This is a genomic window from Streptomyces sp. NPDC017520 (assembly GCF_044329855.1).
Lineage (GTDB): Bacteria > Actinomycetota > Actinomycetes > Streptomycetales > Streptomycetaceae > Streptomyces.
On the sequence record NZ_JBIRKB010000022.1, the window covers coordinates 24,507 to 51,120 of the forward strand.

Below are 26,614 nucleotides of genomic sequence, written 5' to 3' on the forward strand. Positions count from 1 at the left end.
TCAGGGTGCGCCGGGACCCGCGGCGTCGGGGGCCGGCCCGGCCGTGGTCCGCTCCGGGGCGGCCGCCGGGCGGGTGGAGACGGGTCCGGCCTTCTCGGGCGCCCCGGCGCGGACGGAGGGGGCGAGCGTCACGACGGCCGCCGAGACGGCCAGCACGCAGCCGATCACGACGAAGGCGGCGCTGCCGCCCAGGGTGGTCAGCAGGAAGCCGCCGACGAGCGGTCCGAACGGCTGGACGATCGAGGAGAGGAAGCCCGCGGCGCTCTGCACCCGCCCGATCCGGTCCTCGGGGGTGACGACCAGCAGGGTCGAGAGGAAGCCGATGCTGGCGACCGTCGAGAGGCACATGCAGAGCGCGCAGAGCAGTCCGGCCACCAGCGGGCTGCTGAGCCAGGCCAGCACGGCGGCCGTCCCCACACAGCTCCAGCAGGTGAGGACGATGAGCGTCCGGACATGGCGCTCCGCCGCGAACCGGGGCGCGATCAGGGCGCCGGCGAGGGCGCCCGCCGAGACGCAGGTGATGACGAAGCCGCCGCCGAGGCCGGAGCGCCCGCCGTCGGAGAAGACGGCGAGCGCCGTGAAGGTGAGGGCGCCGAAGGAGAAGTTCATGCCCAGCCCGAAGACGAGCAACACCGTTCGCAGGTACGGCAGTTCCCACAGGAAGGTGAGCCCCGCGGTGAGTTCCCGGCGGCTGAACACCGAACCCGCCCTGGTCCTGGCCTCCGAGCGGGTCCGCACGAGCGCCACACAGGCGGTGGAGAGGAACAGCCCGAGGAACTGGGCGGTGAAGGGCAGGGCCTGGTGCACGCCGAACAGCGCGCCGCCGACGAGCGGGCCGACCAGCCGGGCCGTGGAGGTGCGCGCCTGGAGCCGGGCGGTAGCGGTGCCCATCTGGTCCGGCGGCACGACCGCGCGCATCAGACCGAAGGCGGCGGGGGCGTAGAAGCTGTTCAGTACGGCGCCGGAGGTCGCGACCAGCAGGACGAGGACCATCGGGGCGTGCCCGTTCCACACGGCGACGGCCAGGGCGGTGACGGCCGCCAGGCTGCCCGCGTCGCACAGCCGCATCAGACGGCGGCGTTCGACGCGGTCGGCCATGACCCCGCCCGGCAGCATCGTGATCAGCACGGCGCAGACGGCCACGGTTCCCACGGCGCCGGCCTGCACGGCGGAGCCGGTCTCCTTGAGTATCAGCAGGGGCAGCGCGATGGCGCTCATCTGGCCGCCCAATGCGGCGAAGAGGCCGCTCAGCCAGAGCAGCCGGAAATCCCGGTTGGAACGGAGCGGCTCAGCCATCGGGGCTCCTGTCGTCAGTGGTCGTCGGACGCGCGGGACGGGGCGGCCTCCGTGGTGCGCGGAGGCCGCCCCGGCTTCGGCCGGCACAGCGGCTGCGGGGCTCGGGCCCCGGCGGACGCGGCTACGGACCGGATGGTCCGTCCGATCAGCCCAGGACGAGGCTCACGGTGCTGACGCAGTTGCCGGGAGGCTGGATGATGTCGTGGTTGTTGGCCGTCTCCTGGAGGTCCAGGACGGAGTGCGCCTCGACCTCGGGGGTCTCCTCGGCGTCGCCGGCTGCGGGCTTGGTGTTCTCGGACATGGTGATCTCCATCCACTCGTCACAGCGGGGCCGGGTTCCGTCGGGGATCGCCCCTCGGTGTCCGGTGCGGCCGGCCGGTGCCTGCCGCTGCCGAGAAAGTTAGGAAGCCGGGCCTGGCGATCGCTTCGGCGGCGGTATGGCACCGGTATCAGGCCAGTTGAAGGCGGACGGAGGCCGGTTCGCGGGGCGCGGCGGCTGCCCGGGGACCCGCCCCGACCTGGGCCCATACCGCCGCCGAAGCACCGCAGGACCGTCCCCGAACCGGTTGCGCGCAGCCTGGGTACGCGCCCGACGCGCCCCGGCCCCGAAGGAGGCGGCCCGCATGGAACTCGCCGAACTCGTCGCACGGCGGCCCTTCCCGGCCGCCGGCCTGCTCCTCGGCCTCACCCGGCGGTGCCCGCTGAGCTGCGCGCACTGCTCGACCGGGTCGGACCTGTTCACCCGGGAAGAGCCGGACGGCGCTCAACTGGAGCGCTTCGTCGGCTCGTTCAGCACGGAGAACCGGCCCGACGTCGTCATGCTCACCGGCGGGGAACCGCTGCTGCTGCCCGTGCTCACCGAACGGCTGAGCACGCTGGCGCGCCGCGCCGGGTCCCGTACCGCGCTGCTCAGCGGCATGTTCTTCGCCCGGTCCAGGAGCACCCGATCCGGGAGTGCCCAGTCCGGGAGTGCCCAGTCCGGGAGCGCCCGGTCCGGGACCCGGCGGGGCAGGCGGGGCGGCGCGATTCCCCCCGCGATCCTGCGCGCGATCCGCTCCGTCGACCACTTCTCGGCCTCCCTCGACGCGCACCACGAGCGCGAGGTCCCGCGCGCCGACGTGTTCCGCGCCCTGCACCGGATCCGGGACGAGGGCGTGGCGGTGAGCTTCCACCTCACCGGGACCGGCGCGTCCGACCCGTATCTGGCCGACATCACCCGGGCGGTGGAGCGGGAGTTCGACGGCCGGGTCCCCTGTCTGGTCAACGAGGTGCGGCCGTTCGGCCGGGCCGCCTCCTGGGCCAGGCCCGCCCGCACCGGCCCCGACCCGGCGGCGGCGTCACCGTGCTCGATGGCCGCCTGGCCGGTGGTCGCCTTCGACGGGCGGGTGCTGGCCTGCTGCAACCAGGACACCGTCGACAGGCGGCCGGTCCCGGCCCATCTGGACCTCGGGCACATCGGCGTCGACGACTGGGCGACCGTACGCGGCCGGGCGCTGGAGTCCCCGGTGCTGCGCATGCTCCGCACGGTCGGGCCCACGCATCTGGCCGCCCGGTACGGCTCCGGCGCCGGGACGGGCTCCTACTGCGAGGGCTGCCGGGCGCTGGGCGACGACGAGGCGGCGGCGGCCGGGGCCCTCGCCGTGGCGGGCGGGGCGGCCGGGGCGCTGCTGGACCTGACGGCCGCGGTGCGCGGCTCCCGGGAGGGCGCGCAGGGCGTCGTGCGCCGTCACGGCTGCGCGGCGTACGCGCCACTGGTCGTCACGGGCGGACCGCCGCTGCCGGAGACCGAGGGGCGGGACGTCCGATGAGCACCGCGACCGACGGGCGGGACGTCCGATGAGCACCGCGACCGACGGTACGCGGCTCGGGCGCGCGGGGGCGTCCGCGCGGCTGCGGGTCAAACTCCGCCTGCTGGAGCCGGAGTTCCAGGACGCCACGCACCACATGTGGCGCGCCGACGGGCTGTTGCCGCGCTACCGGACGTACCTGTGCACGATGCACGCCGTCATCCGCGCCTCGGTCCCGCTGATGGAGCTGGCTCTCGACCGCGCCCGCGCCCTGTCCGACTCCGGCGATCCGCTGGCGGCGCCGCTCGCCGCGTACCTGGAGGAGCACATCCGGGAGGAGGAGGGCCATGACGCCTGGCTCCTGGAGGACCTCCGGGCAGCGGGCGGCGCGCCCGAGGACGCGCTCGGTCGGCTGCCCTCTCCCCTGGTCGCCTCGCTCGTCGGGTCCCAGTACTACTGGATCGAGCACCACCACCCGGTCGCCCTGCTCGGCTACATCGCCGTACTGGAGGGCTACGCCCCCGCCCCCGGTCTCACCGGCCGCATCGCCCGGCTGACCGGGCTGCCCGCCGCCGCGCTGCGGACCGTACGGGAACACTCGGTGATCGACACGGAGCACCTGGACGAGCTGTACGCGCTGCTGGACCGGCTGCCGCTCGGCCGGGGGCCGGAAGCGGCCGTGGCGGTCAGCGCACTGCATTCCCTCGACGCGCTCACCAGGCTGTTCGTCCGGCTCGGGCGCTCCGCACCGGCGCCGTCGCTGCGGGGGGCCGGACTCGTCCCACCGATGGGAGTCACACCATGACCGGACCACCCGAGAACGGCGAACGGCCCGTGCTGCCCGCCGCGTTGTACGAGGCGGGCTTCCCCGTGGACCTGCTCACCGAGGAGCAGCGCGAGGTGCTGTGCGGGCTGACGCCGGAGGAACTGGCGCTGCTGCTGGACGTCAAGGGCCGGCTGGACGCCGTGGGACCGGAGGTCCAGGCGCACGGCGAGATCGCCGGCGGCGCCCTGTTCTGACCGGCGCCCTGTACTGGCCGGTGCCCTGTTCTGGCCGGCGGACGGTGACCGATCACCGTGACGGGCCCGGCGGCGGGCGCACCGCCGCCGGGGCCGTACCCACCGGGGCGCGAGCGCCCAGTGCGCCCGCCCGCCGCCGTCCCTGACCGCGGCCCCCTGACCGCACGCCCCCGACCGCACGGCCCCCGGGAGAGAAGGACCCGCCATGAACTGCTCCTCGTGCCAGCAGGATCTGCCGCCGACGGCCCGGTTCTGTTCGTCCTGCGGGACGCCGTGCGCGGCCACCGGGGCCGGCGGGGCCGGACCGGCCCCCGCCGCGCCGCCCGGTGACGAACGCAAGCCGGTGACCGTGCTGTTCTGCGATCTCGTCGGGTCGACCGCACTGTCGGGGGTGCTCGACCCGGAGACGCTGCGCGCGGTGACCCTGCGGTACTTCGAGGCGATGAGCGCGGAGATCGTGGCGCGGGGCGGCACCCCGGAGAAGTTCATCGGGGACGCGGTGATGGCGGTGTTCGGCGTACCGGTGGTCCGCGACGACGACGCCCGCCGGGCGCTGGCGGCGGCGCTCGGGATGCGCCGGGCGCTGGCCCGGCTGAACGAGGAGCTGGACGCCACCCTGGGCATCGAGCTGACCACCCGTATCGGTGTCAACACCGGCCAGGTGGTGGCGGGTTCGGACGCGACCGCGCGGCAGGCCCTGGTCTCCGGGGAGACCGTCAACATCGCCGCCCGGCTGGAGCAGAACGCGGGCCCCGGCGAGATCCTGATCGGCCCGGAGACCCTGCTCGCCGCCGGCCCGACGGTGCGGGCCGAACCCACCGGGCCGCTGCGGCTGAAGGGCAAGCGGGGCAGCGTGGAGGCCCACCGGCTGCTGGCACTGGGCGCGGACGACCCCGAGCTGCTGCGCCGCTTCGACGTCCCTTTCGTCGGCCGCGACGCCGAACAGCGGGCGCTGGACGCGGCTCTGGAGCGGGCCGTCCGGAGCGACGGGGCCGGGCTGCTGCGGGTCACCGGGGAGGCGGGCATCGGCAAGACCCGACTGGTACGGGAGTGGCTGGCGCGGCGGTCGGCGTCCGGCGCGCTCACGTACGGCGCGGGGCGGTGCCGCAGTTACGGGGATCACGGCACCCTCGCCCCGCTGGCCGACGCGGTGCGCGCGCTGGTGGTGGCGGGGCCCACGCCCACGCCCACGTCCGGAGCTGATCCCGGGCAGTCCGACGCCGGGCCCGCGCCCGGTCCCGGTCCCGGTCCCGGGTCCACGCGTGAGTCCGGGCCGGCGTCCGGTCGGGGGCCCGGGCCCGCGGACGACACGAAGGTCGCGGCCGGCGGTCTCGCGGTCGACGACGCGATGGCCCTGCTGTCCGGGGGCCTGCTGCGCGACGGTACGCCGAACGCGCCCTTCGAGGACATGTGCGCGGCCCTGACGGCGGTCCTGGAGCGGGCCTCCCGGACCCGCCCGGCCGTCCTGGTGCTGGACGACTGGCACGCTGCGGCCCCCTTGCTGGTCCGCACGGTGCACCGGCTGACGGACGGCTCGGGGTGCGCGGGGGTGCTGGTGCTCTGCGCCGGGCGGCCCGACGGGCCGGACGGTGCGGAGGGTTCGGACGGGCCGGGCGGGCCGGACGGTGCGGAGGGCGCGGACGAGCCGGGCGGACAGGGCTGGCCGGGCGGGCCGGGCGGGCCGGGCGGGCCGGGCGAGGGAGCCGGGGTGGGCGGGTCCTCCGCCGGTGCGGGACGCCTCCAGCTCACCGGCCTGCCGCCCGAGGAGGCGGCGCGGCTCGCCGCCGGTCTCGCGGGTCCGGACGCCGGGGCGGCCCCGGTGGACGACCGGCTCCTGGCCCGGGCCGGGGGCAACCCGCTCTACCTGGAACAGCTGTTGGTCGGCGACCGGGCGGACCCGGCGGTCGCCGCCCGCCGGGGGGACCCGGCCGCCGAGGAGGATCTGCCGCCCACGCTCCAGGCCCTGCTGGGCGCGCGCATCGGGGCCCTGGCCCGGGCGGAGCGCGGGGTGGTGGACCTGGCGGCGGTGATCGGCCGGGAGTTCACCGCGCCGGAGCTGGTCCGGCTGGAGCTGTCCGTACGGGCCGGGGAGGGCCAGGACGCCGGGCAGCTCGCCGGGGCGACCGGTGCTGCCGGGTCGGCCCCGGAGCACCGGCGGCGCGTCGAGGAGGCGTTGGCGGTGCTGGGCCGGCGCCGCCTGGTGGAATCGGGGACCCCGGCGGCTCCGGGGGCCCGGGAGCCGGCACCGTACCGGTTCAGCAGCGGACTGGTGCACGAGGTCGCTTACGCCTCACTGTCCAAGCGGGCCAAGGCGGAACGCCACGCCTGGGCGGCGGAGCTGCCCAGCGTGCTGCGGAGCGGCGACGGCGCGGTCGGCGGCCATCTGGAGCGCGCCTACCGGTACCGCGCGGAGCTGGGCCTGCTGGACGATCCGGCCCGGCGGCTGCGCGAGCGGGCCGCCGCCGCGCTGGGCCGGGCCGGGGCGCAGGCCGCCGCCCGGTCGGACCTGCACTGGGCGCACGGCCTGCTGGAGCGGGCGGTGGACCTGTGCCCCGGGGACCCGGCGGCGACACGGCGGCTCGGCGAGGTACGGGTGGCGCTGGGCCGCACCGGGGAGGGGGCCGAACTGCTGCGCCTCGTAAGGGACTCGGGGTCCGACCCGGTGGAGGCCGCGCATGCCCGCCTCGCGCTCGCGGTGCTGGATCCGGGCGGCCCGGGTGCCGGCCCCGCCGCAGTGGCCCGGGCCGTGCTGCCGGTGTTCGAGGCGGCCGGGGACTCGGCGGGCCGGGCGCGGGCCCATCTGCGGCTCGCGCAGCAGTTCCAGCGGTCCGGGCGGCACGAGGAGGCGGAGCGGGACCAGGCGCGCGCCCTGGAGCACGCGGTGCTGGCCGGTGCGGAGCCGGAACGGGCCGGGGCGCTGGGCGCGATCGGCGTCTCCCTGTGGCGGGGGCCGGTCCCGGTGCCCGACGCGGTGGTCCGCTGCCGGTCGCTGCTCTCCGCGCACGGGGCGGGCCGGCCCACGGTCCGGGTCACCCTCAACTGCCCGCTGGCGGTGCTGTACGCGCTCCAGGAGCGGCGCGACGAGGCGTACCGCTGCCTGGCCGAGGCGGAACGGCTGGCCGGAAAGCTGGGGTTCGCCGAGGCGGAGGTCTTCCTCCCGGTGTTCCGGGCGACGGTGGAGGGGCTGCTCGGCAACGGCACGGAGGCCCTGGACCTGCTGGGCCGGGCGGACGCGGCGGCCCGGCGCACGGGGGCTGCCGGGATGCGGACGGCGGTGGCGCTGGACGCGGCCCGCCTGGAGCTGGACGCGGGCCGGGAGGCTCCGGCGGCCGCCCGGCTGGCGGGCGTCGGCGACCCGTCGGGGCTGAGCCGTGCGGACGCGGTGGACCTGGCGGGGCTGCGGGCCCGGCTGACGGTGCGGGACCGCCCGGAGGAGGCGGCGGAACACGCGGAGCGGGCGGTCCGGGCCTCGCTGCTCACGGACTCCCCGCTGGTGCGGGCGACCGCCGAGCTGGACCGGGCGCACACGCTCGCCGCCCTGGGCAGGCGGCCGGAGGCCGGGGCCTCGGCCCGGTCGGCCGGGGCGCAGTTCACGGGCAAGGGGCATCTGCCGGGGGTGCGCCGGGTCTCCGGCTTCCTCGCGCACCCGCCCCGGCCCCTGGCCACGACGAGGGAGAGGAGCTGACCGATGACGACCACGGAACCGGAACGGCCACGGACGGAACCGGAACGGCCACCAGCAGGGGCGGGGGCGGGACGACCACGGACGGAACCGGAACGGCCACCAGCAGGGGCGGGGGCGGGACGGCCACGGACGGAGCCGGAACGACCGCGGGCGGGGACGGGGCAGCCGGGGACGGCCCCGGGAGCGCGCGGGGCCCCGGGGCGGGGGCTGACCTGGAGTCTGCGCGGCCGTGGCCCCGAGGACGTACCGGTGCTGGCGGACCCCGGACCGCCGCTCGGCCGCCCCGCCGGGCCCGCCACCGGGCGCGGGGTGCGGGTGTGCGTGGTGGATTCGGGCGTGGAGCGCGACCATCCGCTGATCGGCCCGCTGGCCGGCTCCTGGGTGGTCGTCAAGGACGCGGAGAGCGGGGAGATCACGGTCGAGCCGACGACCACCGGGGACACCTGCGGTCACGGCACCGCGTGCGCGGGCATCGTCCGGCGGACCGCCCCGGAGTGCGAGATCCACAGCGTGCGGGTGCTCGGCGAGCGGTTCTCCGGCACCGGCGACATCCTGATGGCCGGGCTGCGCTGGGCGGTGGAGCAGGGCTTCGACGTGGTCAACCTCAGCCTGTCAACCACCCGCACACGGTTCGCGCAGGAGCTGCACAGCCTGGCCGACAGCGCCTACTTCGCCCGTACGGTGATCGTCGCCTCGGCCCACAACACCCCGGTGGAGAGCTTCCCCTGGCGGTTCGCGTCGGTGATCTCGGTGGGCAGCCACCAGGAGGACGACCCCGAACTGCACCTGTACAACCCGGAGCCCCCGGTGGAGTTCTTCGGTCCCGGCCAGAACGTGACCGTGCCATGGCTGGGCGGCCGGACGATCCGCACCACGGGGAACAGCTTCGCCACGCCGTACGTCGCCGGGCTCTGCGCCCGCGTCCTGTCCGCGCATCCGCGGATGACGGCCTTCCAGCTCAAGAACGCCCTCTATCTGTCCGCGGCCAATGTGCGCCACACGCCGCGTCCTTCCACTGCGGCAGGAGATATCCGTGATGACTCCGAGAACTGATCCCGCTCCCTCCCTCTCCCCCACCGCCGCCCCGGTCGCCGCCGCCCCGGTCGCCGACGCCCAGATCGCCGACGCGCCGCGCCGCGAGTTGCTCCAGTCGGTGGTCGACGTGGCCCGCGCCATCTTCGGGGCCGAGGCCAGCTCGGTCTTCCTGCTCGACGAGGAGGCGGACGAGCTGGTCTTCCAGGCCGTGTCCGGGCAGGGCGAGGAGTTCCTCGTGGGCCGGCGCTTCCCGGCCGGCCGCGGGATCGCCGGCTGGGTGGCGACGTCCGGCGAGCCGATGGTGGTGGACGACCTGAGCGCGGATTCGTCCTTCGACCGCTCGCTGGCCGAGTCGACCGCGTACGTGCCGAACGCCCTGATGGCGGCCCCGCTCATCAGCGACTCCCGGATCCTCGGCGTGCTGGAGGTGCTGGACCCCTCCCCCCAGGCCAGGTCGGGCGTCCGGGAGCTGGACCTGCTCGCGATGTTCGCCCGGCAGGCCGCCGCCGCCCTGCGGGTGGTCACCCCGGAGCGGGTGCGGGAGGCCGAGCAGCGCGCGGCGTCCGACGCGGGCCTGCTGGAGGGTGCGCGGCGCGAGGACGCGCTGAAGCTGCTGGGTAGCCTGGAGCGACTGCTGCGGGGCGTCGGCTGAGGAGGCCGGCCGCTGGGAGTGACGCCCGGTCCGGCGGGCAGGAGCGGGGCGACGGCACCAGGGCGTGTTCGGCGGACCAGGGCCTAGGTCCTGTCGTCGAACTCCCGCCGTCGCCCGAAGGACGGCCCTGCGGGGTCAGGTGCGTGCTCTCGGTGTGCCGGGCGCAGGTCCGCGTACTGGACGTACTCGGGCGTGTGCCCGGTGCGGCGAGAGTGCGTGCATGGCGCCGCGGGGCAGACGGGAGTTCGACGACAGGGCCTAGGGAAGGACAAGCACGATGAAGCTCGCATTCTCCACCCTCGGAGTGCCGGGAACGCCGGTATCCGAGGTCGTCCGGCTCGCCGCCGCGAACGGCTACCGGGGGGTGGAGCTGCGCGTCCACCCCGAGGAGCCGGTACACCTGGGGCTCTCGTCCTGGGAACGGGCCGATGTGGTCGAGGCGTTCAAGGCCGGCGGGGTGGAGATCCTGGGCCTCGCCGGGTATGTGAAGGCGGCCGCCGAGGGGGACGACGAGCCCGTCCTGGCGGAGCTGTCCGAGCTGGTGAAGCTCGCCCGGGACCTGGGCGCGTCCTCTGTCCGGGTCTTCCCGGGCGGCGGCGACCAGGAGCAGGCGGAGGCCGACGCGACGGCCGCCCGGCGGCTCGGTGCGGCGGCGCCGGCCGCCGCCGACATGGGTGTGAACATCCTGCTGGAGACGCATGACTCGCACCGGGCGGGCCTCGACGTCGCCCGGATCGTCGCCGCGGTCGGGCACCCCCGGGTCGGCGCGATCTGGGACGTGCTGCACACCTGGCTCGCCGGTGAGGAGTCGGCCGCCAGTCAGGCGGTGCTCGCCCCGCACCTGGGTTACGTCCAGGTGAAGGACGTCGCGTCGGCGGACGACCTCACCCCGGTGGCGCTGGGCTCCGGGGTGGTTCCGCTGGCGGACTGCCTGGACCGGCTCGATCCGGACACGTGGGTGTGCTGGGAGTACGAGAAGCGCTGGCACCCGGGGGCGGCGGAGCTGCCGGGGCTGCTGGACGCGGGGCGCGAGTACCTGCTGCGGATCGGAGCGCCCAAGCATTAGCGGCGGGGCGGCGGGTCGGGGTCGGACGGCTTCCGGCGTCGGGGTCGGACGGCTTCCCGTGTCGGGGTCGGACGGCTTCCCGCGTCGGGGTCGGTTCGCGCGGGGTCCGTTCGCGTGCGGGCCCTCGGGGCGGGCGGCCGGGACTCTTGACCGGAAGTTATTTTCCCTATAAGCCTACTTCCTTGGAAGTTTCTTTCACCCCGGGAAGGAGCTCACGTGCCCCACCGCACCTCAAGACGCACCCTCCTCACCGCCACTGCGGCCGCCACGGCGGCGGCGGCCACCGGCGCCTCCGCCGCCCCCTCCGCCGCGTCCGCGCCCACCACGAACGCCTCCACCGACCGTCGGCTGCGACGGATCATCGCCGGGATGAGCCTGGAGGAGAAGGTCGGCCAGCTCTTCGTGACGCGGGTCTACGGGCACTCCGCCACCGACCCCGACCAGGCCGACATCGACGCGAACCTCAAGGAGATCGGGGTCCGTACGGCCGCCGAGTTGATCTCCACGTACCACGTCGGTGGCATCATCTACTTCACCTGGGCGCACAACACCCGCGACCCCCACCAGATCGCCGACCTCTCCAACGGCCTCCAGCGCGCCGCGCTCGCCGGGCGTTCCCGGCTGCCGCTGCTCGTCTCCACCGACCAGGAGCACGGCATCGTCTGCCGGGTCGGTGAACCCGCCACCCTGCTGCCCGGTGCGATGGCGCTCGGCGCGGGCGGCTCGCGCTCCGACACCCGCCGGGCGGCCTGGATCGCGGGCGCCGAACTGGCCGCGCTCGGCGTCAACCAGAACTACGCGCCGGACGCCGACGTCAACGTCAACCCGGCCAACCCGGTCATCGGCGTACGGTCGTTCGGCTCCGACCCCGACGCGGTCGCCGCCCTGGTCGCCGAGCAGGTGAAGGGTTATCAGGGCGCGGGCATCGCGTCGACCGCCAAGCACTTCCCCGGTCATGGGGACACCAGCACCGACAGCCACACCGGGCTGCCCGTGATCAACCACACCCGCGCACAGTGGGAGGAGCTGGACGCCCCGCCGTTCCGCGCCGCGATCCGGGCCCGTATCGACTCGATCATGACCGCGCACATCGTGGTCCCCGCACTCGACCCTTCCGAGGACCCGGCCACGCTCTCCCGGCCGATCCTCACCGGCATCCTCCGCGAGGAGCTGGGCTACGACGGGGTGGTGGTCACCGACTCGCTCGGCATGGAGGGGGTGCGCACGAAGTACGGCGACGACCGCGTGCCGGTCCTCGCGCTCCTGGCGGGCGTGGACCAGCTGCTGAACCCGCCGAACCTCTCCGTCGCCTGGAACGCCGTGCTGGAGGCGGTGCGGGGCGGCGAGATCAGCGAGGCGAGAGTCGATGAATCGATCCTGCGGATCCTGCGGCTGAAGAGCCGGCTGGGCCTGTTCCGCGACCCGTTCGTCAGCCGGCGGGGCGTCGAGCGCACGGTCGGCAGCCGCGCCCACCGGGCCGCCGCCGACCGGATCGCGGAGCGCACGACGACCCTGCTCGCCGATCCGGGCGCCCTGCTGCCGCTCTCCCGCCGCAGCCACCACGACCTGCTGGTGGTGGGGGCCGATCCGGCCTCCCCCTCCGGGACCACGGGCCCGCCGACCAGCACCCTGCGCGACGCCTTCGGCGAACTGGGCTTCGCCGCGACGGCGTTGTCCACCGGTACGGCTCCGAACCAGGCGAAGATCGCCGAAGCGGTCGCCGCCGCCGAGGGCAAGGACGCGGTGGTCGTGGCGACGTACAACGTCACGGCGGCCAGCTCGCAGCGCACCCTGGTCACGGCCCTCGTGGCGACCGGCGTCCCGGTGGTCACCGTCGCGGTCCGCAACCCCTACGACGTCGCCCACCTCACCGGGACCGGAGTCGCCGCGAGCCTCGCCGCGTACTCCTGGACCGACGTCGAACTGCGCGCCGCCGCCCGGGTGATCGCGGGCCACGCCGATCCGGAGGGCACCCTCCCGGTCCCGGTGCAACGCGCGGACGACCCGACGCAGGTGCTGTATCCGGTGGGCCACGGGCTGGCGTACTAGGGAGTCTCCGCAAGGTATGGTCGTCCGCCCTCGCGGACCGGACGGGACTTGGCCGTGGGCTGCGCCCGCCGGTCACCGGGAGAGTGACCGAAGGACGCAGCCCCATGGGCATGCGGCGGGGAGAACCGCGTGCGGCCCCTACGGGCGCAGCGTGGCCTCGTCGCGCTCGATCTCGCCGTTGCGCTTGTCCAGCCTCTTGTCGAACTTCGCCAGCGGCTTCGCCTTGGCCGGGTCCGCCTCGACGGCCGCCGGGGCGACGCCCGCCCAGCGCAGGATCGCGGCGGTGGCCTTCGCCTTCTCGTCGGCGACGAGACCGGAGACCTTCGCGCCGTGGTTGCCGTCGGGGACGGTGTAGACGTAGCTGTCCTTCGCACCGCGTCCGAGACGGAACGGCTCCGCGCTCCACGGGTCGTTCTCGCCGTTGACGTACATCATCTGCCGGGCGTTGCGCTTGACCCAGCGGTCGATGTCCCGCATCGCGCGCCGGTCGAACTTCATCGGGATGGAGCGGGGCACGAAGTTGCGCGGGGGCTGGTAGCCGTAGCGGCTCAGACCGCCGAGCCAGGGCTGTGTGATGTCCGGCGACCCGAGCTGGGTGCCCGCCTGGTAGTAGTACGGGATGTACCTCTCCAGGCCCTGGTCGACGTAGGCGGAGAAGCCGGAGATGGCGTCGACGGAGTTCCAGATGTCCTCGTCGGTGGCCTTCTCGGCGTCGGCCGGGATGTCCACGCAGTCGGCGAGCAGGCTGTACTGCCAGAACGCGAACGTGTAGTCCAGGACCGTGGCCTCGTAGGCGCGGTCGAGGGAGCCGACGGTGTTGAAGGTCCAGCCGTTGGCGGCGGCCAGCTCCTTGTACTTCTTCTGGAGCGGGTCCCGGCGGATCAGCGCCTCACGCTGCACGCCCGCCAGCTTGTCGCGGCACTCCTGGGTACCGACGTCGGCGAAGAACCGGTCGTACGCCGAGTCTTCCTTGTCGTTGACGTCGTTGGGCGCGACGTAGGCGACGACGCCGTCCATGTCCTTCGGGTAGAAGCGCTCGAAGTACGTGGCGGTCATGCCGCCCTTGGACCCGCCGGTGGCCAGCCACTTCTTGCTGTAGATCTTCTTCAGCGCCGCGAACACCCGGTGCTGGTCGCTGGCGGCCTGCCAGATGTCCAGCTTCGACCAGTCGGCAGGGGCGGGCCGGGACGGGGTGAAGTAGCGGTACTCCAGCGAGACCTGGTTGCCGTCGATGATCTGCGTCGGCTCGCTGCGGCTGGGGTTCGTGGAAACGTTGTAGCCGCTGGTGAAGAAGACCGTCGGGCGGCTCACGTCCTTGTGCAGCAGCGTCAGGCGCTGCTGGAACGTGCCCTTGGACGGGCGCCGGTGGTCGACCGGCTGAGTGTAGTTGAGGACGAAGTAGCGGTAGCCCGCGTAGGGCTTCTCCTCGATCAGACTCATGCCCGGGATGGCCAGGATGCGGTCCTTGACGTCCTCGTTGCTCGCTTCGCCGCCCTTGGCGACGCCGCTGCTCCGCTTCGCGGCCGGCTCCGCGGCGGTGGCCGCACCGGCCGAGGCCCCCGTGGCTCCGACCGTGCCTATGAGCACGGCGAGCGAGAGAACCCCTGTGAGTGACTTGCGCATGCACGCTCCCCTTGATTCACGACAGTCGCCGTGAACTTATCGGGGCAACACACGCCACGCCAGACCTGGTTGTCCGAGTCATGGAGAAGATCCGTGCGTGTCGGTGGGGAAGCCCGGCCGGCAGGCCGGCGTGCTCAGCAGAGAATCCATCCGGTGGAGGCGGACTTCTTGCCGATCGCGCCGGTGGCCCGTACGCAGCGGTTGAGCGCGTTGACGGTGACCGGGCCGGCCATCTTCGTGTACGAGCCCTTGTCCGTGACGGCGCGGCCGCCACGCGCCTGGAGCGTGACGCTCATCGTCCGCCGCTTTCCGGGCTTCTTGGCGACGGTCACCGCGCACGCCTGCGCGCGGCTCTTGTAGACGCGCAGTTCTCCCGTGGAGAACTCGACGGTCTTCGCGGGGCGGCCGGAGCAGCCGGAGGCGGCCCGGGCGACGCCGGGGGCGCCGAGAAGGGGCACGAGTCCGGCCAGCAGGAGCAGGACGAGGACGCGGACCAGCCAGGGCCGTCCCGCCGTTCCCGCCGACCCCGCCGTTCCCGCCGACCCCGCCGGCCCTGCCGGTCCCGCCGGCCCCGGCGACCCTGCCGGTCCCGCCGGTCCTGGCCACCCCGCCGGTCCTGTCGATCCCGTCGGTCCTGTCGATCCCGTCGGCTCTGTCGGTCTCATGGGATTCACCGGCTCCGCAGCCCTTTCGAACACCTTCGCGCCCACCTGACGTCTGTACGCACCTGTGCGTCCCTGGCTACGACGCAGCAGACGGGCGGGAGGTTGCACGCGGGGACCGGAGGTTGCACGCGGGGGCCGCCGCCGCTCAGACGCCCGCCGGCTCGTCCTCCCCTATGCCCTCGCCGATGAAGGTGCGCCACAGCCGGGCGTACCGCCCGCCCCGGGCGAGCAGCTCGTCGTGTGTGCCGTCCTCGACGACGCGCCCGTGGTCCATGACCACGACCCGGTCGGCGCGGGCGGCGGTGGTCAGCCGGTGGGCCACCACCAGCGTGGTGCGGCGGCCGGCGATGCGGTCGGTGGCCTGGTTGACCAGGGCCTCGGTGGCGAGGTCCAGGGCGGCGGTGGCCTCGTCCAGGAGCAGGATGTCCGGGTCGACGAGTTCGGCGCGGGCCAGCGCGATGAGCTGGCGTTGCCCGGCGGAGAGGTTGCGGCCGCGCTCGGCGACCTCGTGGAGATAGCCGTCCTCCAGCGTGGCGATCATCTCGTGCGCGCCGACCGCGCGGGCGGCGGCCTCCACCTGGGCGTCGGTGGCGTCGGGCAGCCCGTAGGCGATGGCGTCGCGGACCGTGCCGGCGAAGAGGTACGCCTCCTGCGGGACGACGCCGAGGCGGTGCCGGTAGGCGGTCATGTCGAGGGTGCGCAGATCGGCTCCGTCGGCGGTGACCCGGCCGGCCGTGGGGTCGTAGTACCGGGCGACGAGCTTGACGAGGGTCGACTTCCCGGCCCCCGTCTCCCCGACGAACGCCACCGTCTGGCCCGCCGGGATGCGCAGGTCGACACCGGTCAGGGCCTCCTCGTCGGAGCCGTACGCGAAGGAGACGTCCTCGAACGCGATCTCGCCGCGCAGCGAGAGCACGTCGAGCGGCTCGTCCGGGTCGGCGGTCGAGGTGGGCTCGCGCAGCAGCTCCTGGATGCGGCCGAGGGAGACGGTCGCCTGCTGATAGCCGTCGAAGACCTGGGAGAGCTGCTGGACGGGGGCGAAGAACAGTTCGATGTAGAGGAGGTAGGCGACCAGGGCGCCGACGGTCAGCGTGCCGTTGTCGACCCGGCCCGCGCCGACGATGATCACGGCGGCGGCGGCGACCGAGGCCAGCAGCTGGACGAACGGGAAGTAGACGGAGATCAGCCACTGGCCGCGTACCCGGGCCTGGCGGTAGTGGTCGCTGTGCTCGGCGAAGCGGACGGCCCCGTCGTGCTCGCGGCCGAAGGCCTGGACGATACGGAGGCCGGAGACGGACTCCTGGAGGTCGGCGTTGACGGCGCTGATGCGGGTCCGGGCCAGCTCGTACGCCTTGACGCTGCTGCGCCGGAAGAAGACGGTGCCGATGATCAGCACGGGCAGGGTGGCGAAGACGACCAGGGCGAGCTGGACGTCCAGGACGAGCAGTGCGGCCATGATGCCGAAGAAGGTGACGACGGAGACGAACGCGGTGACCAGCCCGGTCTGGAGGAACGTGGCGAGCGCGTCCACGTCCGTCGTCATCCGGGTCATGATCCGGCCGGTCAGCTCCCGCTCGTAGTAGTCGAGCCCGAGCCGCTGGAGCTGGGCGAAGATCTTCAGGCGGAGCGCGTAGAGGATCCGCTCGCCGGTCCGGCCGGTCATCCGGATCTCGCCGGTCTGCGCGACCCATTGGACGAGCACGACGACCAGCGCGATCGCGGAGGCGGCCCACACCGCACCGGTGGAGAGCTGGGAGACGCCCTCGTCGATGCCGTGCCGGATCAGGACCGGCAGCAGCAGGCCCATGCCGGCGTCGACGGCGACGAGACCGAGGCTGATCAGCAGGACCGCGCCGAAGCCGCGCAGCAGCCGGCGCAGCCCGTAGGAGTCCTCCGGCCGCACGGCGGCGGCCTCGTCGACCTCGGGGGTGTCGGTGGCGGGCGGCAGGGCCTCGACCTGGGCGAGCAGCTCGGGCGTCGCGGGCATACCGGCGACGGTGGTGTCCCGCTCCTCCTCCTCGCGGATCCAGAGCGCGGGGGTGATGCCGCGCTCCGCGTCGAACTCGGCGTCCAGCTCCTCCTGGAGCGCGCGGTCGTCCTCGGGGCCGGCCTCGGTGCGCGGCGGGCGGTGGCCGGGCGAGGTGCCGCCCAGCTCGTCGGGGTCGGTGAGGAGGCGGCGGTAGAGCGCGGAGGTGCGCTCCAGCTCCTCGTGGGTGCCGATCGCGGCGAGCTTCCCGCCGTCCAGGACGGCGATGCGGTCGGCGAGCTGGAGGGTGGAGCGGCGGTGGGCGATGAGGAGCGTCGTACGGCCCGCCATCACCTGCTTGAGGGCCTCGTGGATCTCGTGCTCGACGCGGGCGTCGACGGCGGAGGTCGCGTCGTCGAGGAGGAGGAGCCGGGGGTCGGTGAGGATGGCGCGGGCGAGGGCGACGCGCTGGCGCTGGCCGCCGGAGAGGGTGAGCCCGTGTTCGCCGACGGTGGTGTCGTACCCCTGCGGCAGGTCGGCGATGAACCGGTCGGCCTGGGCGGCGCGGGCGGCCTGTTCGATCTGCTCCTGGGTGGCGTCGGGGAGGCCGTAGGCGATGTTGGCGCGGATGGTGTCGGAGAACAGGAAGCTGTCCTCGGGGACGAGCCCGATGGCGGAGCGCAGGGACGCCTGGGTCAGCTCGCGGACGTCGTGGCCGCCGATGAGGACGGCCCCGTGGGAGACGTCGTAGAAGCGGGGCAGCAGGAGCGAGACGGTGGACTTGCCGCTGCCGGACGCGCCGACGACGGCGACGGTCTCGCCGGGTTCGACGGTGAGCGAGAACCCGTCGAGGACGGGGCGCTCGGAGGCTCCGCTGCCGAGGTCCGTGTCTGTAGCGGAGGCGGAGCGAGGCGAAGCGTATCCGAACCGTACGTCGTCGAACTCGATGCCGGCCGGGGCGTCGGCGGGCAGTTCCTTCGTGCCGTCCCGCATCGAGGGCTCGGTGTCGATGAGTTCCAGGACGCGTTCCACGCCGGCGCGGGCCTGCTGGCCGACGGTGAGGACCATGGCGAGCATCCGGACGGGGCCGACGAGCTGGGCGAGGTAGGTGGAGAAGGCGACGAACGTGCCGAGGGTGATCTCGCCCCGGGTGGCCAGCCAGCCGCCGAGGGCGAGCATGGCGACCTGGCCGAGCGCGGGAACCGCCTGGAGGGCGGGGGTGTAGCGGGAGTTCAGCCGGATGGTGCGCAGCCGCCCGGCGAACAGCCGGCGCCCCACCTCGCGGAGCTTGCCGGTCTCCTGGTCCTCCTGGCCGAAGCCCTTGACGACCCGGACCCCGGAGACGGCCCCGTCGACGACTCCGGCGACGGCGGCGGCCTGGCTCTGGGCGTACCAGGTGGCGGGGAAGAGCCGGGTGCGGGAGCGGCGGGCGATGAACCAGAGGGCGGGGGCGACGGCGAGGGCGACGAGGGTCAGGGGCAGCGAGAGCCACGCCATGATCACCAGGGAGATGAGGAAGAGCAGCACGTTCCCGATGGTCATCGGGAGCATGAACAGCAGCCCCTGGATCAGCTGGAGGTCGCTGGTGGCCCGGCCGACGACCTGCCCGGTGGACAGCTCGTCCTGCCGTTTCCCGTCGAGCCGGGTGATCGTCGTGTACATGTCCGTACGCAGGTCGTGCTGGACGTCCAGGGCGAGCCGGCCGCCGTAGTACCTGCGGATGTAGGTGGCTATGTAGACGAGGACGGCCGCGCCGATGAGCAGTCCGGTCCAGACGGCGAGAGAGCGGGTGTGGTCGGTGACCACGTCGTCGATGATCACCTTGGTGATAAGCGGAACGAGGGCCATGACGGCCATTCCGGCGAGCGACGAGCCGAGAGCGAGCACGACGTTGCGCCGGTACCGCCACGCGTACCCGGTCAGCCGCCGGCCCCACCCCTGTTGCTCTGCGCCCGTCACGCCTTGCCTCCCGTTTCGGCCTTCTCCTCGGCCTGTCCGCTGATCCAGCTGTTCCACCGGTGACCAGGCTCCGCTTCAGCTGTTCCACCTGGCCTACCGGAAGGAACCAACGCCCGGGGCTGCGGATTTCATCCCGTCGCAACACCCGCCGCGACAAAGGGGGCGGCGGACGGGCCGATGGTCGGGGGCGTGCGGTACCGGGGTCCTAGGACCCGTTCGGGCAGGCGGGCCGGTATCCGGCCGCCGCCGGCCGGGGCGAGGGGCCCGCCGCCTCGGTGGTGTTCCGGCAGCTGCCGGACCTTCTGCCGGGCCGGGCCGGGGGGGCCTCGGTCCGGCCCGGCCCGCCGCGCTCCGGACGCATAAGGCCTACGCATAAGGCCTACGCGCACGGCCTACGCATACGGCCCAGGCGCACGGCCTACAGGTGCGTCGGCTCGAACATCCGCAGCACGGCCGGGAGCACCACGACGGACGGGCCCGGGGCCGCCAGCGCCTTGCCGAGGTCGGCGGCGAGGGACTCCGGTGTCGTCACGACGGCGGGGACGCCGAAGGACTCGGCGAGCGCGACGAAGTCCGGGCGGGACAGCTCGGTGCCGGTGGCCTCGCCGAAGGCGCCCGTCATGTACTCGCGCAGGATGCCGTAGCCGCCGTCGTCGACGATCAGCCAGGTCAGCGGCAGGTCGTACTGGCGGGCGGTGGCCAGCTCCGCGATGGAGTACATCGCGCCGCCGTCGCCGGAGACCGCGAGCACGGGCTTCGTCGGGTCGGCGACGGCCGCGCCGATGGCCGCCGGGAAGCCGTAGCCGAGGCCGCCCGCGCCTTGGGCGGAGTGCATGGTGTTGGGTCGGCGGGCGTCGAACGCGGACCAGGCCCAGTACGCCAGGATCGTCATGTCCCAGAAGCTGGGCGCGGTGTCGGGCAGCGCCTCGCGGACGGCGGCGAGGACCTGCTGCTCCAGGGTCAGTTCCTGGGCGGCGATCCGGACCCGTACCTTCTCCAGCACCGTGGCCACGCGCTCCGCGGCTCCCGCGTCCTCGCGCCGCTCGACGGCCTCCAGGAGGTCGGCCACGGCCTCGCGGGCGTCGGAGTGGATGCCGAGCGCGGGGTGGTTGGCCTCCAGCTTCCCGGCGTCCGCCTCGATCTGGATCAGCCGGCCGCCCGGGCGGAAGGTGTGGTAGTTCGAGGAGAGTTCGCCGAGCCCCGAGCCGACGACGAGCAGGACGTCCGCGTCCTCCAGGAAGTCGGTCGTGTGCCGGTCCTCCAGCCAGGAGCGGAGCGAGAGCGGGTGCTCCCAGGGGAACGCGCCCTTGCCGCCGAAGGTGGTGACGACGGGGGCGTCGAGCTTCTCGGCCAGCGCGCGCAGCTTGCCGGAGGCGTCGGAGCGGACGACTCCGCCGCCCGCGACGATCACGGGCCGCTCGGCGTTCGACAGCAGGTGGGCCGCGGCGACCGTCAGCTCGGGGCGCGGGTAGAGCTCGCGCGGGGTGGCGTCCATGGCGCTGACGACCGGCAGGGTCGTCTCCGCGAGCAGCACGTCCTGCGGGATCTCCACCCAGACCGGCCCGTGCGGGGCGGTCAGCGCGGACTCCCAGGCGGCGGCGATCGCGGAGGGGATCTGCGAGGCGGACCGCACGGTGTGCACGGACTTCACGATGTCGCGGACGGAGGACTGCTGGTCGCGCAGCTCGTGGAGATAGCCGTGCCGCCCGCCGCCGAGCCCCGCCGTGGGGATCTGGCTGGAGATCGCGAGGACGGGCGCGGAGGCGGCGGCCGCCTCCTGGAGCGCGGCGAGCGAGGTCAGCGCCCCGGGCCCGGTGGACAGGAGCAGCGGCGCGACCTCCCCCGTGATCCGGCCGTACGCGTCGGCGGCGAAGCCCGCGTTGTTCTCGACGCGGAGTCCGACGTAACGGAGGGAGGAGCGGCGCAGCGCGTCGAACATGCCGAGCGCGTGCTGGCCGGGCAGCCCGAAGACGGTGGTCGCGCCGAGCCCCTGGAGGGACTCGACGACGAGGTCACCGCCGTTGCGGCCGGCCGGCGGGTTCAGGACGGCGGCGGCCTGGGCGGCGGTGAGCTGCGGCCGGTCGTCGTGGTCGTGGCTCACTGGGACGCGGCCCCCTTCGCCTTCTCCGCGGCGATCTGGCGGGACATGATCGTCGTCAGCTCGTACGCGGCGTGCGAGGCGGCCACGGAGGTGATCTCGGCGTGGTCGTACGCCGGGGCGACCTCGACCAGGTCGGCGGAGACCAGGTGGCAGGAGGAGAGGCCGCGCAGGATCTCCAGCAGCTCGCGGGAGGTGAGGCCGCCGGCCTCGGGGGTGCCGGTGCCGGGGGCGTGCGCGGGGTCGAGCACGTCGATGTCGATGGAGATGTAGAGCGGTCGGTCGCCGATGCGCTGCCGCAGCTGGTCGGCGATCTCGTCGACGCCGCGCCGCATGACGTCGGCGGAGGTGACGATCCCGAAGCCCATCTTCTCGTCGTCGGTCAGGTCCTGCTTGCCGTAGAGCGGGCCGCGGGTGCCGACGTGGGAGAGGGCGGAAGTGTCGAGGATGCCCTCCTCGACGGCCCGGCGGAACGGGGTGCCGTGGGTGTACTCGGCGCCGAAGTAGGTGTCCCAGGTGTCCAGGTGCGCGTCGAAGTGGAGCAGCGCGACGGGCCCGTGCTTCTTGGCGACGGAGCGCAGGAGGGGCAGGGCGATGGTGTGGTCGCCGCCGAGGGTCATCAGGCGTGCGCCGGTGCCCAGGAGGTCGTCGGCCGCGCCCTCGATGGTCTCGACGGCCTCGTTGATGTTGAACGGGTTCGCCGCGATGTCCCCGGCGTCGGCGACCTGCGCGAGGGCGAACGGGGAGGCGTCCTGCGCCGGGTTGTACGGGCGCAGCAGCCGGGAGGCCTCACGGATGGCGTTGCCGCCGAAGCGGGCGCCGGGCCGGTAGGAGACCCCGGTGTCGAAGGGCACGCCGACCACGGCGACGTCGGTCCGGCCGACCTCGTCGAGCCGGGGCAGCCGGGCGAACGTCGCGGGCCCGGCGTACCGCGGGACGCGGGAGGAGTCGATGGGGCCGCGCGGCGATTCGGTGCTGCTCATGGGGGTGTGCCTTTCCCTCGGGTTCGTACGGTGTCAAGTGTGCGGGCCTCCCAGCCCGTCCGGCCCACACCCCCGGAAGACGGTAGGTGGCCGAAAGCCAACTTTGAAGTGTACGTTTCCTCCATTCGCGACGCACTGAATGGATGAACCATCCATGCCGAACCAGCCGAACCAGCCGAACACGCCGAACACGCCGAACCCTTCCGCGGACACCCCGCGGACGACTCCGCCGGCCGGACCGCCGACCCCGCCCATCCCGCTGGCGGAGCTCCTGGCGCGCGAGGAGCTGGGCCTGCGCCGGATCGCGGGCCCGGCCGACGCCGATCTGCTCTGGGTGCACACCTCGGAGATGGCCGACCCGTATCCGTATCTGCTCGGCGGCGAACTGCTGCTGAGCGCGGGGGTGCTGCTGACGGACCCGGACCGCTACGTCGGCCGGCTGGTGGAGGCGGGGGCGGCGGCGCTGGGTTTTGGGGTGCGGCCGGTGCACGAGACGGTGCCCCGGGCCCTGATCGAGGCGTGCGACCGGGAGGGCCTGCCGCTGCTGGAGGTGGGGCCGGAGACCCCGTTCACCGCCATCGCGCGGGCGGTATGGCAGCTGATGGCGGAGGCACGCCACCGCGAGCTGCGCCGGATGGCCCGCGCCCAGCAGGCGCTGGCGACGGCGGCGGCCCGCCCCGACCCCGTACCGGCGGTCCTCCACCAGCTCGCGACGCGGCTCGGCGGCCGGGCGGTCCTGCTGACGGCGCGGGGCGAGGAGGTGCACGCGGCGGGCCGCCGCCCGGACCCGGAGGCGGCGGGGGCCCTGGCCCGGCTGGCCCGGGTGGTCGCCCGCGAACGCCCCGGCTCCCCCTCCTCAGCCACCGACACCCACGGCGGGTCCCTCCTGTCCGCGTACGCGCTGGGTGGCGGCGAGGGCCTGGTCCTGGCGCTGGCGACCCGGCGACGGGAGTCCGGCGACCACACGGTGGCGGGCATCGCGGTGGTCCTCCTCTCCCTCCTGGCCGCCCCCCACCAGGGCGCGGACGCGGCGGGCCGTTCGGCGGCCCTGGTCCGCCTGCTCCTGGGGGCCTCCCCGGCCGAGGTGGCGCCCCTCCTCGGCTCCACCGGCCCCTGGACGGTGATCCACGCCCGCCGCACCGACGGCGCCCCGGCGGACGCCCTGACGGCCGGGGCCCTGGGCGCGTCGCTGGGCACGGCCCTGGTCGACGCGGGACGTGGGGCGGGCGAGGCGGTCCGGCTCCTGCTGGGCCCGGACGGCAGGGCGACCCCGGGGGCGGGCCCGGCGGAGGGCGGGGAGCCGCTGGACGACGATCCCGCGGGGACGGATGCACCGCCCCGCTCCGCCCGGCTCACCCCGCAGCCCGGCTGGACGCTCGGCGCGTCCGCGCCCACCCCCGTCACCGCTCTCGACGCCGCCGACACCCTGGCCGCCCGCGCCCTGGCCCACGCGGGGCGACCCGAGCCCCGTTGAGGGTGGACGCCCCCGCGAGCGGCCTCGCCGCGCTGGTCCCGCCCGCACAGGCGGCCGCCCACGCCCGCGCCCTCCTCGCCCCGCTCACCGCGCCGCTGGCCGACACCCTGCGCTGCTGGCTCTCCCTCCACGGCAGTTGGGACCGTACGGCGGTGGCCCTGGGCGTCCACCGCAACACCGTCCGCCAACGCATCGGGCGGTGCGGGGAGTTGCTGGGCTCGGACCTGGACGACATGGACGTACGGGCGGAGTTGTGGTTCGCGCTGCGGCAGACATGACCACCGGCCCGAGCACCCCGGGCACCCCGGGCACCCCAGGCGCCCCGGGCACGCCGGGCACGCCGGGCACAAAAGTCTTCGCGCTTCTGTGGCGCGCTGACTAGTCTCCGCGCATGGCCTCACTCACGCGGCACCGCCTGTCCCCTGCCGGCACCGGCCCGGCGCTGCGTGCCCTGCGTGCGTGGACACCGCCCGACGCCCCGACCGGGAGCCTGCACCCCGGGGACGTGGGCTGGCTTCTGCGACTGGACGACGCGACCGTCTACCTCTGGACCGACGCGCAGGCCTCAGCAGGGCCCGACGCACCGGCCGCATCGCAGGCCGGGGCCCAGGTCGCATCGCAGGCCGGGGCCCAGGTCGCATCGCAGGCCGGGGCCCGGTCCGGCGACGCGGCGCAGGCGGCACCCGTGGCGGTCGGCTTCCTCGACGGCCCCGTACTGCGCGTGACCGCCGCACCCGACGCCGATCTCGGAGCGCTCGCGGCGGACGCGGAGGACCTGCTCGTACCCGGCAACGACGCGACCGACGGCCTGCCCGTACCCGGCTGGGAACCGGACACGGAGGAGCCCTGGCTCGTCTTCTCCTGGTCCCCGGGGCCGGTGTCGAGCCGCGCGGTGCGGGTCACCGGGTCCGACGCCGACGACCGGGCGTTGGTGCACCGGGCCGCCTTCGAGGGATCCACGTTCTCCGTAGACCACTGGCGCAGGATGAAGGAGTCCCCCGCGGGCCACCTCGCCGTGGACACGCTCGTCCGCACACCCGCCGGGGACCCCGCCGCCGCCGCGACCGGCTGGTTCGGGGGCGCGGGAAGGTGCGGACTGCTCGAACCGGTCGGCACCCATCCGGACCACCGAGGTCACGGCTACGGCCGCGACGCCGTACGGGGCGCGTGCGCGGCGCTCGTCGACCGGGGCGCGAGTGCGGTGGCCGTCCTGACGCCGGCCGGCAACGAGGCGGCCGCAGCGCTCTACCGGTCGGCCGGATTCACCCTCGTACGCGAGAACCACGACTGGACGCGCCCCGGCGGGGCGTGAACTCCGCTTCCCTCACGTCCCGCCCCCCCTGATGTGTACTCCACAACCACCCCTCGGTATGTTGCAGTGGCAAAGGGGGATGGTGTGGCACGGGATTACGACAGTCAGCTGCTGGAATCGGTGGGGGTACGCCGCCGCAGGACGCGAGACGCTCTGCTCTTCGGCGTGGGGCGCGCACGGCGCACCGCCGACGAGCGCCTCGGGAAGGTATTCGCGGGCATCGCCATCACCGCCGTGCTCTGTGCCGGGTGCGTCGGCTGGTCCTTCCTCCAGCACACGCTCGACAAACAGAAGGCCGAGCAGGAGAAGCAGCAACGGCAGGCGCAGCAGTACGCATCGCCGGCGCATTCTTCCGGCCCGGAGAGCGGCCCCTGATCAACTCCGGCCGAGAAACGACGAAGTGGCCGGAAATTCACCAGGCGCGCACGTATCGCAGACGAAATTGCGCCGAGCTCGGAAATGCGCCAACCACGCCCTGCTCTATGCCTCATTGGCCCGAAATTCCGGAACATCACGATGATAGGTTTCCGTAAGTGGTGAGCACAGCAAGGACGTCCCAGTCGGAACTGAGCCGGGTGACCCTGGTCGGCGAGCGGCGCCGGGCCGACATCGTGCTGCCCTCGGACACACCCATCGGGCAACTACTGCCGGACATCCTTCAGTTGCTGGATGACCGGGCGGCTTCGCGGCCGTTGACCCGGCAGTTGATCACCTCCGACGGTTCAGCCCTGCCGCACGACAGCACGCTCGCCTCGGCCAACGTCAGCGACGGCGCCGTGCTGCGCCTGGTCAGGACCCACGCGGCTCCGCCCGCCCCGGTCGTCCACGACGTCACGGACCAGGTGGCGGACAGCCTCGACCTCCAGGCCTGGCGCTGGCGTCCGGCCGCTCGCAGGGTCACCGCCGGGGCGTCGACCGTGGCCTTCGCGGTGATCGCCGCCCTGTTGGCCCGGCGCGAACTCCCGCTCGGCACCCTGGCCGTCGCGCTGGCGGTCGCCACCGCCGTCCTCCTGGTGGGCGGCGCGCTGTGCGCGCGGATCGGGACGGGCAATCGCGGCCTGTCGACCGCGCTACTGTCCGTCTCGGGCGGCCTCGGCGTTCTCACGGCCTGGACCGCCGCCGACGCGTACGACTGGTCCGGCCCGGCCCGGCTCGCCGCGGTGGGGACGGCGGTGGCCCTGGCCCTGCTGCTGCTCGGGTTCTTCTCGCCGCTCGGCCGCGGCGGCCTGATCGGCGCCGGTGCCACCGTCGCCGTCACCGCGGTGTGGGAGGCCGTCGCCGCCGTGGAGCCCGATCCGGCCCGACTGGGCGCTGTGATGGCGGTGTTCTCCGTGGTGCTGCTCGGCGTGCTGCCCCGGCTCGCGCTGATGGCGTCCGGCCTCACCGCGCTCGATGACCGACGGTCGGGCGGGGCATCGGTCAGCCGTCACGACGTGGCCGACGCACTGACCTCCACCCACCGAGGACTCGCCCTCGCCACCGTGGTCACCGCGGCGTCGGCGACGGCGGCCGGCTGGCTCCTCACCCTCACCGCACGGCCGACCGTGTGGACGGTGCTCCTGCCCTCGCTGGTAGCGGTGGTGCTGCTGTCGAGGGCTCGCGCGTTCCCTCTGGTGGCCGAGGTGGTGGCCCTGTTCGCCGGCGCGGCGGTCCTGCTCGTACGCCTCGTGATGCTGTGGATGGAGCAGCCGTCCGGGGGCACGGGCCCCGTCGTGGTGCTCGGCGTGGCGGCACTGCTGCCCCTGCTCGCCCTGACGGTGGAGCCTCCCGAGCATGTACGGGTGAGGCTCCGGCGCACCGCTGACCTGATCGAGTCCATCGGCATGGTGGGGCTGTTCCCGCTCGCCATCGGTGTGTTCGGCATCTACGGCCAGTTGCTCGACAAGTTCTGACATTCATGCGCGGGCGGCTCCGGTCGGGGCATCGGAGCGGAGGAGAAGGGCA

The 26,614-nt window shown here is 74.3% G+C and carries 18 protein-coding genes and 1 pseudogene; 12 read left to right on the forward strand and 7 right to left on the reverse strand.

Going from position 1 to position 26,614, the window contains the following annotated elements:
* Together ACH4KB_RS33780 and ACH4KB_RS33785 are read right to left on the reverse strand one after the other, a co-directional pair.
* Positions 1 to 1,296 (reverse strand): MFS transporter, encoded by a 1,296-nt coding sequence (locus ACH4KB_RS33780; protein ID WP_398070225.1) that lies wholly within the window; start codon positions 1,294 to 1,296, stop codon positions 1 to 3.
* A gap of 145 nt (positions 1,297 to 1,441) precedes the next feature.
* Positions 1,442 to 1,597: a hypothetical protein gene (locus tag ACH4KB_RS33785; protein WP_164219961.1), complete on the reverse strand. Its 156-nt coding sequence runs from the start codon at positions 1,595 to 1,597 to the stop codon at positions 1,442 to 1,444.
* 322 nt (positions 1,598 to 1,919) lie between these two features.
* Between ACH4KB_RS33785 and ACH4KB_RS33790 the strand changes: the two genes are divergently transcribed.
* The 8 genes from ACH4KB_RS33790 to ACH4KB_RS33825 all read left to right on the forward strand — a co-directional run bounded on the left by ACH4KB_RS33790 (position 1,920) and on the right by ACH4KB_RS33825 (position 12,590).
* On the forward strand, positions 1,920 to 3,104 hold the full coding sequence (locus ACH4KB_RS33790) for a radical SAM protein (protein ID WP_398070227.1): 1,185 nt from the start codon (positions 1,920 to 1,922) through the stop codon (positions 3,102 to 3,104).
* A 28-nt stretch (positions 3,105 to 3,132) separates the two neighbouring features.
* Positions 3,133 to 3,888, forward strand: a complete 756-nt coding sequence (locus ACH4KB_RS33795) for an iron-containing redox enzyme family protein (RefSeq protein ID WP_398070229.1) — start codon at positions 3,133 to 3,135, stop codon at positions 3,886 to 3,888.
* Entirely contained in the window at positions 3,885 to 4,103 is a 219-nt protein-coding gene (locus tag ACH4KB_RS33800; protein ID WP_003969047.1) for an aroma-sacti cluster domain-containing protein, read from the forward strand. Before ACH4KB_RS33795 ends, ACH4KB_RS33800 begins: the two co-directional genes overlap by 4 nt.
* Before the next feature lie 205 nt (positions 4,104 to 4,308).
* Positions 4,309 to 7,788 (forward strand): adenylate/guanylate cyclase domain-containing protein, encoded by a 3,480-nt coding sequence (locus ACH4KB_RS33805; RefSeq protein WP_398070231.1) that lies wholly within the window; start codon positions 4,309 to 4,311, stop codon positions 7,786 to 7,788.
* Positions 7,789 to 8,037: 249 nt separating this feature from the next.
* Positions 8,038 to 8,841: a S8 family peptidase gene (locus ACH4KB_RS33810; protein ID WP_398070233.1), complete on the forward strand. Its 804-nt coding sequence runs from the start codon at positions 8,038 to 8,040 to the stop codon at positions 8,839 to 8,841.
* Positions 8,825 to 9,475 carry a GAF domain-containing protein gene (locus tag ACH4KB_RS33815; protein ID WP_398070235.1) on the forward strand — a complete coding sequence of 217 codons (651 nt, stop codon included), beginning with the start codon at positions 8,825 to 8,827 and terminating at the stop codon, positions 9,473 to 9,475. Before ACH4KB_RS33810 ends, ACH4KB_RS33815 begins: the two co-directional genes overlap by 17 nt.
* 277 nt (positions 9,476 to 9,752) lie before the next feature.
* Positions 9,753 to 10,541, forward strand: a complete 789-nt coding sequence (locus ACH4KB_RS33820; protein ID WP_398070237.1) for a sugar phosphate isomerase/epimerase family protein — start codon at positions 9,753 to 9,755, stop codon at positions 10,539 to 10,541.
* A gap of 216 nt (positions 10,542 to 10,757) precedes the next feature.
* Positions 10,758 to 12,590 carry a glycoside hydrolase family 3 protein gene (locus ACH4KB_RS33825; RefSeq protein ID WP_398070239.1) on the forward strand — a complete coding sequence of 611 codons (1,833 nt, stop codon included), beginning with the start codon at positions 10,758 to 10,760 and terminating at the stop codon, positions 12,588 to 12,590.
* A 138-nt stretch (positions 12,591 to 12,728) separates the two neighbouring features.
* On the opposite strand, the gene ACH4KB_RS33830 is transcribed toward ACH4KB_RS33825, so the two are convergent.
* From ACH4KB_RS33830 to speB, 5 genes are all read right to left on the reverse strand, one after another.
* A complete protein-coding gene (locus tag ACH4KB_RS33830; RefSeq protein WP_398070241.1) occupies positions 12,729 to 14,213 on the reverse strand; it encodes a S28 family serine protease in 1,485 nt (494 codons plus the stop codon).
* 134 nt (positions 14,214 to 14,347) lie between these two features.
* Entirely contained in the window at positions 14,348 to 14,878 is a 531-nt protein-coding gene (locus ACH4KB_RS33835; protein WP_398070243.1) for a hypothetical protein, read from the reverse strand.
* A gap of 145 nt (positions 14,879 to 15,023) precedes the next feature.
* The gene (locus tag ACH4KB_RS33840) at positions 15,024 to 18,803 is read right to left on the reverse strand and encodes an ABC transporter ATP-binding protein (protein WP_398070245.1); all 3,780 of its coding nucleotides are present in this window, start codon (positions 18,801 to 18,803) and stop codon (positions 15,024 to 15,026) included.
* Positions 18,804 to 19,221: 418 nt separating this feature from the next.
* Positions 19,222 to 20,904 carry a thiamine pyrophosphate-binding protein gene (locus tag ACH4KB_RS33845; protein ID WP_398070247.1) on the reverse strand — a complete coding sequence of 561 codons (1,683 nt, stop codon included), beginning with the start codon at positions 20,902 to 20,904 and terminating at the stop codon, positions 19,222 to 19,224.
* On the reverse strand, positions 20,901 to 21,884 hold the full coding sequence (gene speB / locus ACH4KB_RS33850; protein ID WP_398070249.1) for an agmatinase: 984 nt from the start codon (positions 21,882 to 21,884) through the stop codon (positions 20,901 to 20,903). The genes ACH4KB_RS33845 and speB overlap by 4 nt, the downstream gene beginning before the upstream one ends.
* A gap of 139 nt (positions 21,885 to 22,023) precedes the next feature.
* Here speB and ACH4KB_RS33855 point away from each other — a divergent pair.
* The 4 genes and pseudogenes from ACH4KB_RS33855 (at position 22,024) to eccD (ending at position 26,562) form a co-directional block, all read left to right on the forward strand.
* Positions 22,024 to 23,636: pseudogene (locus tag ACH4KB_RS33855) on the forward strand (PucR family transcriptional regulator).
* A gap of 113 nt (positions 23,637 to 23,749) precedes the next feature.
* On the forward strand, positions 23,750 to 24,670 hold the full coding sequence (locus ACH4KB_RS33860) for a GNAT family N-acetyltransferase (protein WP_398070251.1): 921 nt from the start codon (positions 23,750 to 23,752) through the stop codon (positions 24,668 to 24,670).
* An 84-nt stretch (positions 24,671 to 24,754) separates the two neighbouring features.
* On the forward strand, positions 24,755 to 25,045 hold the full coding sequence (locus tag ACH4KB_RS33865) for a hypothetical protein (RefSeq protein WP_398070253.1): 291 nt from the start codon (positions 24,755 to 24,757) through the stop codon (positions 25,043 to 25,045).
* 158 nt (positions 25,046 to 25,203) lie between these two features.
* Positions 25,204 to 26,562, forward strand: coding sequence for a type VII secretion integral membrane protein EccD (eccD, locus tag ACH4KB_RS33870; protein WP_398070255.1), 1,359 nt, complete (start codon positions 25,204 to 25,206; stop codon positions 26,560 to 26,562).
* The last annotated feature ends 52 nt before the right edge of the window (positions 26,563 to 26,614 follow it).

What these genes read in the sequence shown, in the direction of transcription:
- ACH4KB_RS33780 (WP_398070225.1), bottom strand. Translation starts at nt 1,296, where the DNA reads ATGGCTGAGCCGCTCCGTTCCAACCGGGATTTCCGGCTGCTCTGGCTG.
- ACH4KB_RS33785 (WP_164219961.1), bottom strand. Translation starts at nt 1,597, where the DNA reads ATGTCCGAGAACACCAAGCCCGCAGCCGGCGACGCCGAGGAGACCCCC.
- ACH4KB_RS33790 (WP_398070227.1), top strand. Translation starts at nt 1,920, where the DNA reads ATGGAACTCGCCGAACTCGTCGCACGGCGGCCCTTCCCGGCCGCCGGC.
- ACH4KB_RS33795 (WP_398070229.1), top strand. Translation starts at nt 3,133, where the DNA reads ATGAGCACCGCGACCGACGGTACGCGGCTCGGGCGCGCGGGGGCGTCC.
- ACH4KB_RS33800 (WP_003969047.1), top strand. Translation starts at nt 3,885, where the DNA reads ATGACCGGACCACCCGAGAACGGCGAACGGCCCGTGCTGCCCGCCGCG.
- ACH4KB_RS33805 (WP_398070231.1), top strand. Translation starts at nt 4,309, where the DNA reads ATGAACTGCTCCTCGTGCCAGCAGGATCTGCCGCCGACGGCCCGGTTC.
- ACH4KB_RS33815 (WP_398070235.1), top strand. Translation starts at nt 8,825, where the DNA reads ATGACTCCGAGAACTGATCCCGCTCCCTCCCTCTCCCCCACCGCCGCC.
- ACH4KB_RS33820 (WP_398070237.1), top strand. Translation starts at nt 9,753, where the DNA reads ATGAAGCTCGCATTCTCCACCCTCGGAGTGCCGGGAACGCCGGTATCC.
- ACH4KB_RS33830 (WP_398070241.1), bottom strand. Translation starts at nt 14,213, where the DNA reads ATGCGCAAGTCACTCACAGGGGTTCTCTCGCTCGCCGTGCTCATAGGC.
- ACH4KB_RS33835 (WP_398070243.1), bottom strand. Translation starts at nt 14,878, where the DNA reads ATGAGACCGACAGAGCCGACGGGATCGACAGGACCGACGGGATCGACA.
- speB (WP_398070249.1), bottom strand. Translation starts at nt 21,884, where the DNA reads ATGAGCAGCACCGAATCGCCGCGCGGCCCCATCGACTCCTCCCGCGTC.
- ACH4KB_RS33860 (WP_398070251.1), top strand. Translation starts at nt 23,750, where the DNA reads ATGGCCTCACTCACGCGGCACCGCCTGTCCCCTGCCGGCACCGGCCCG.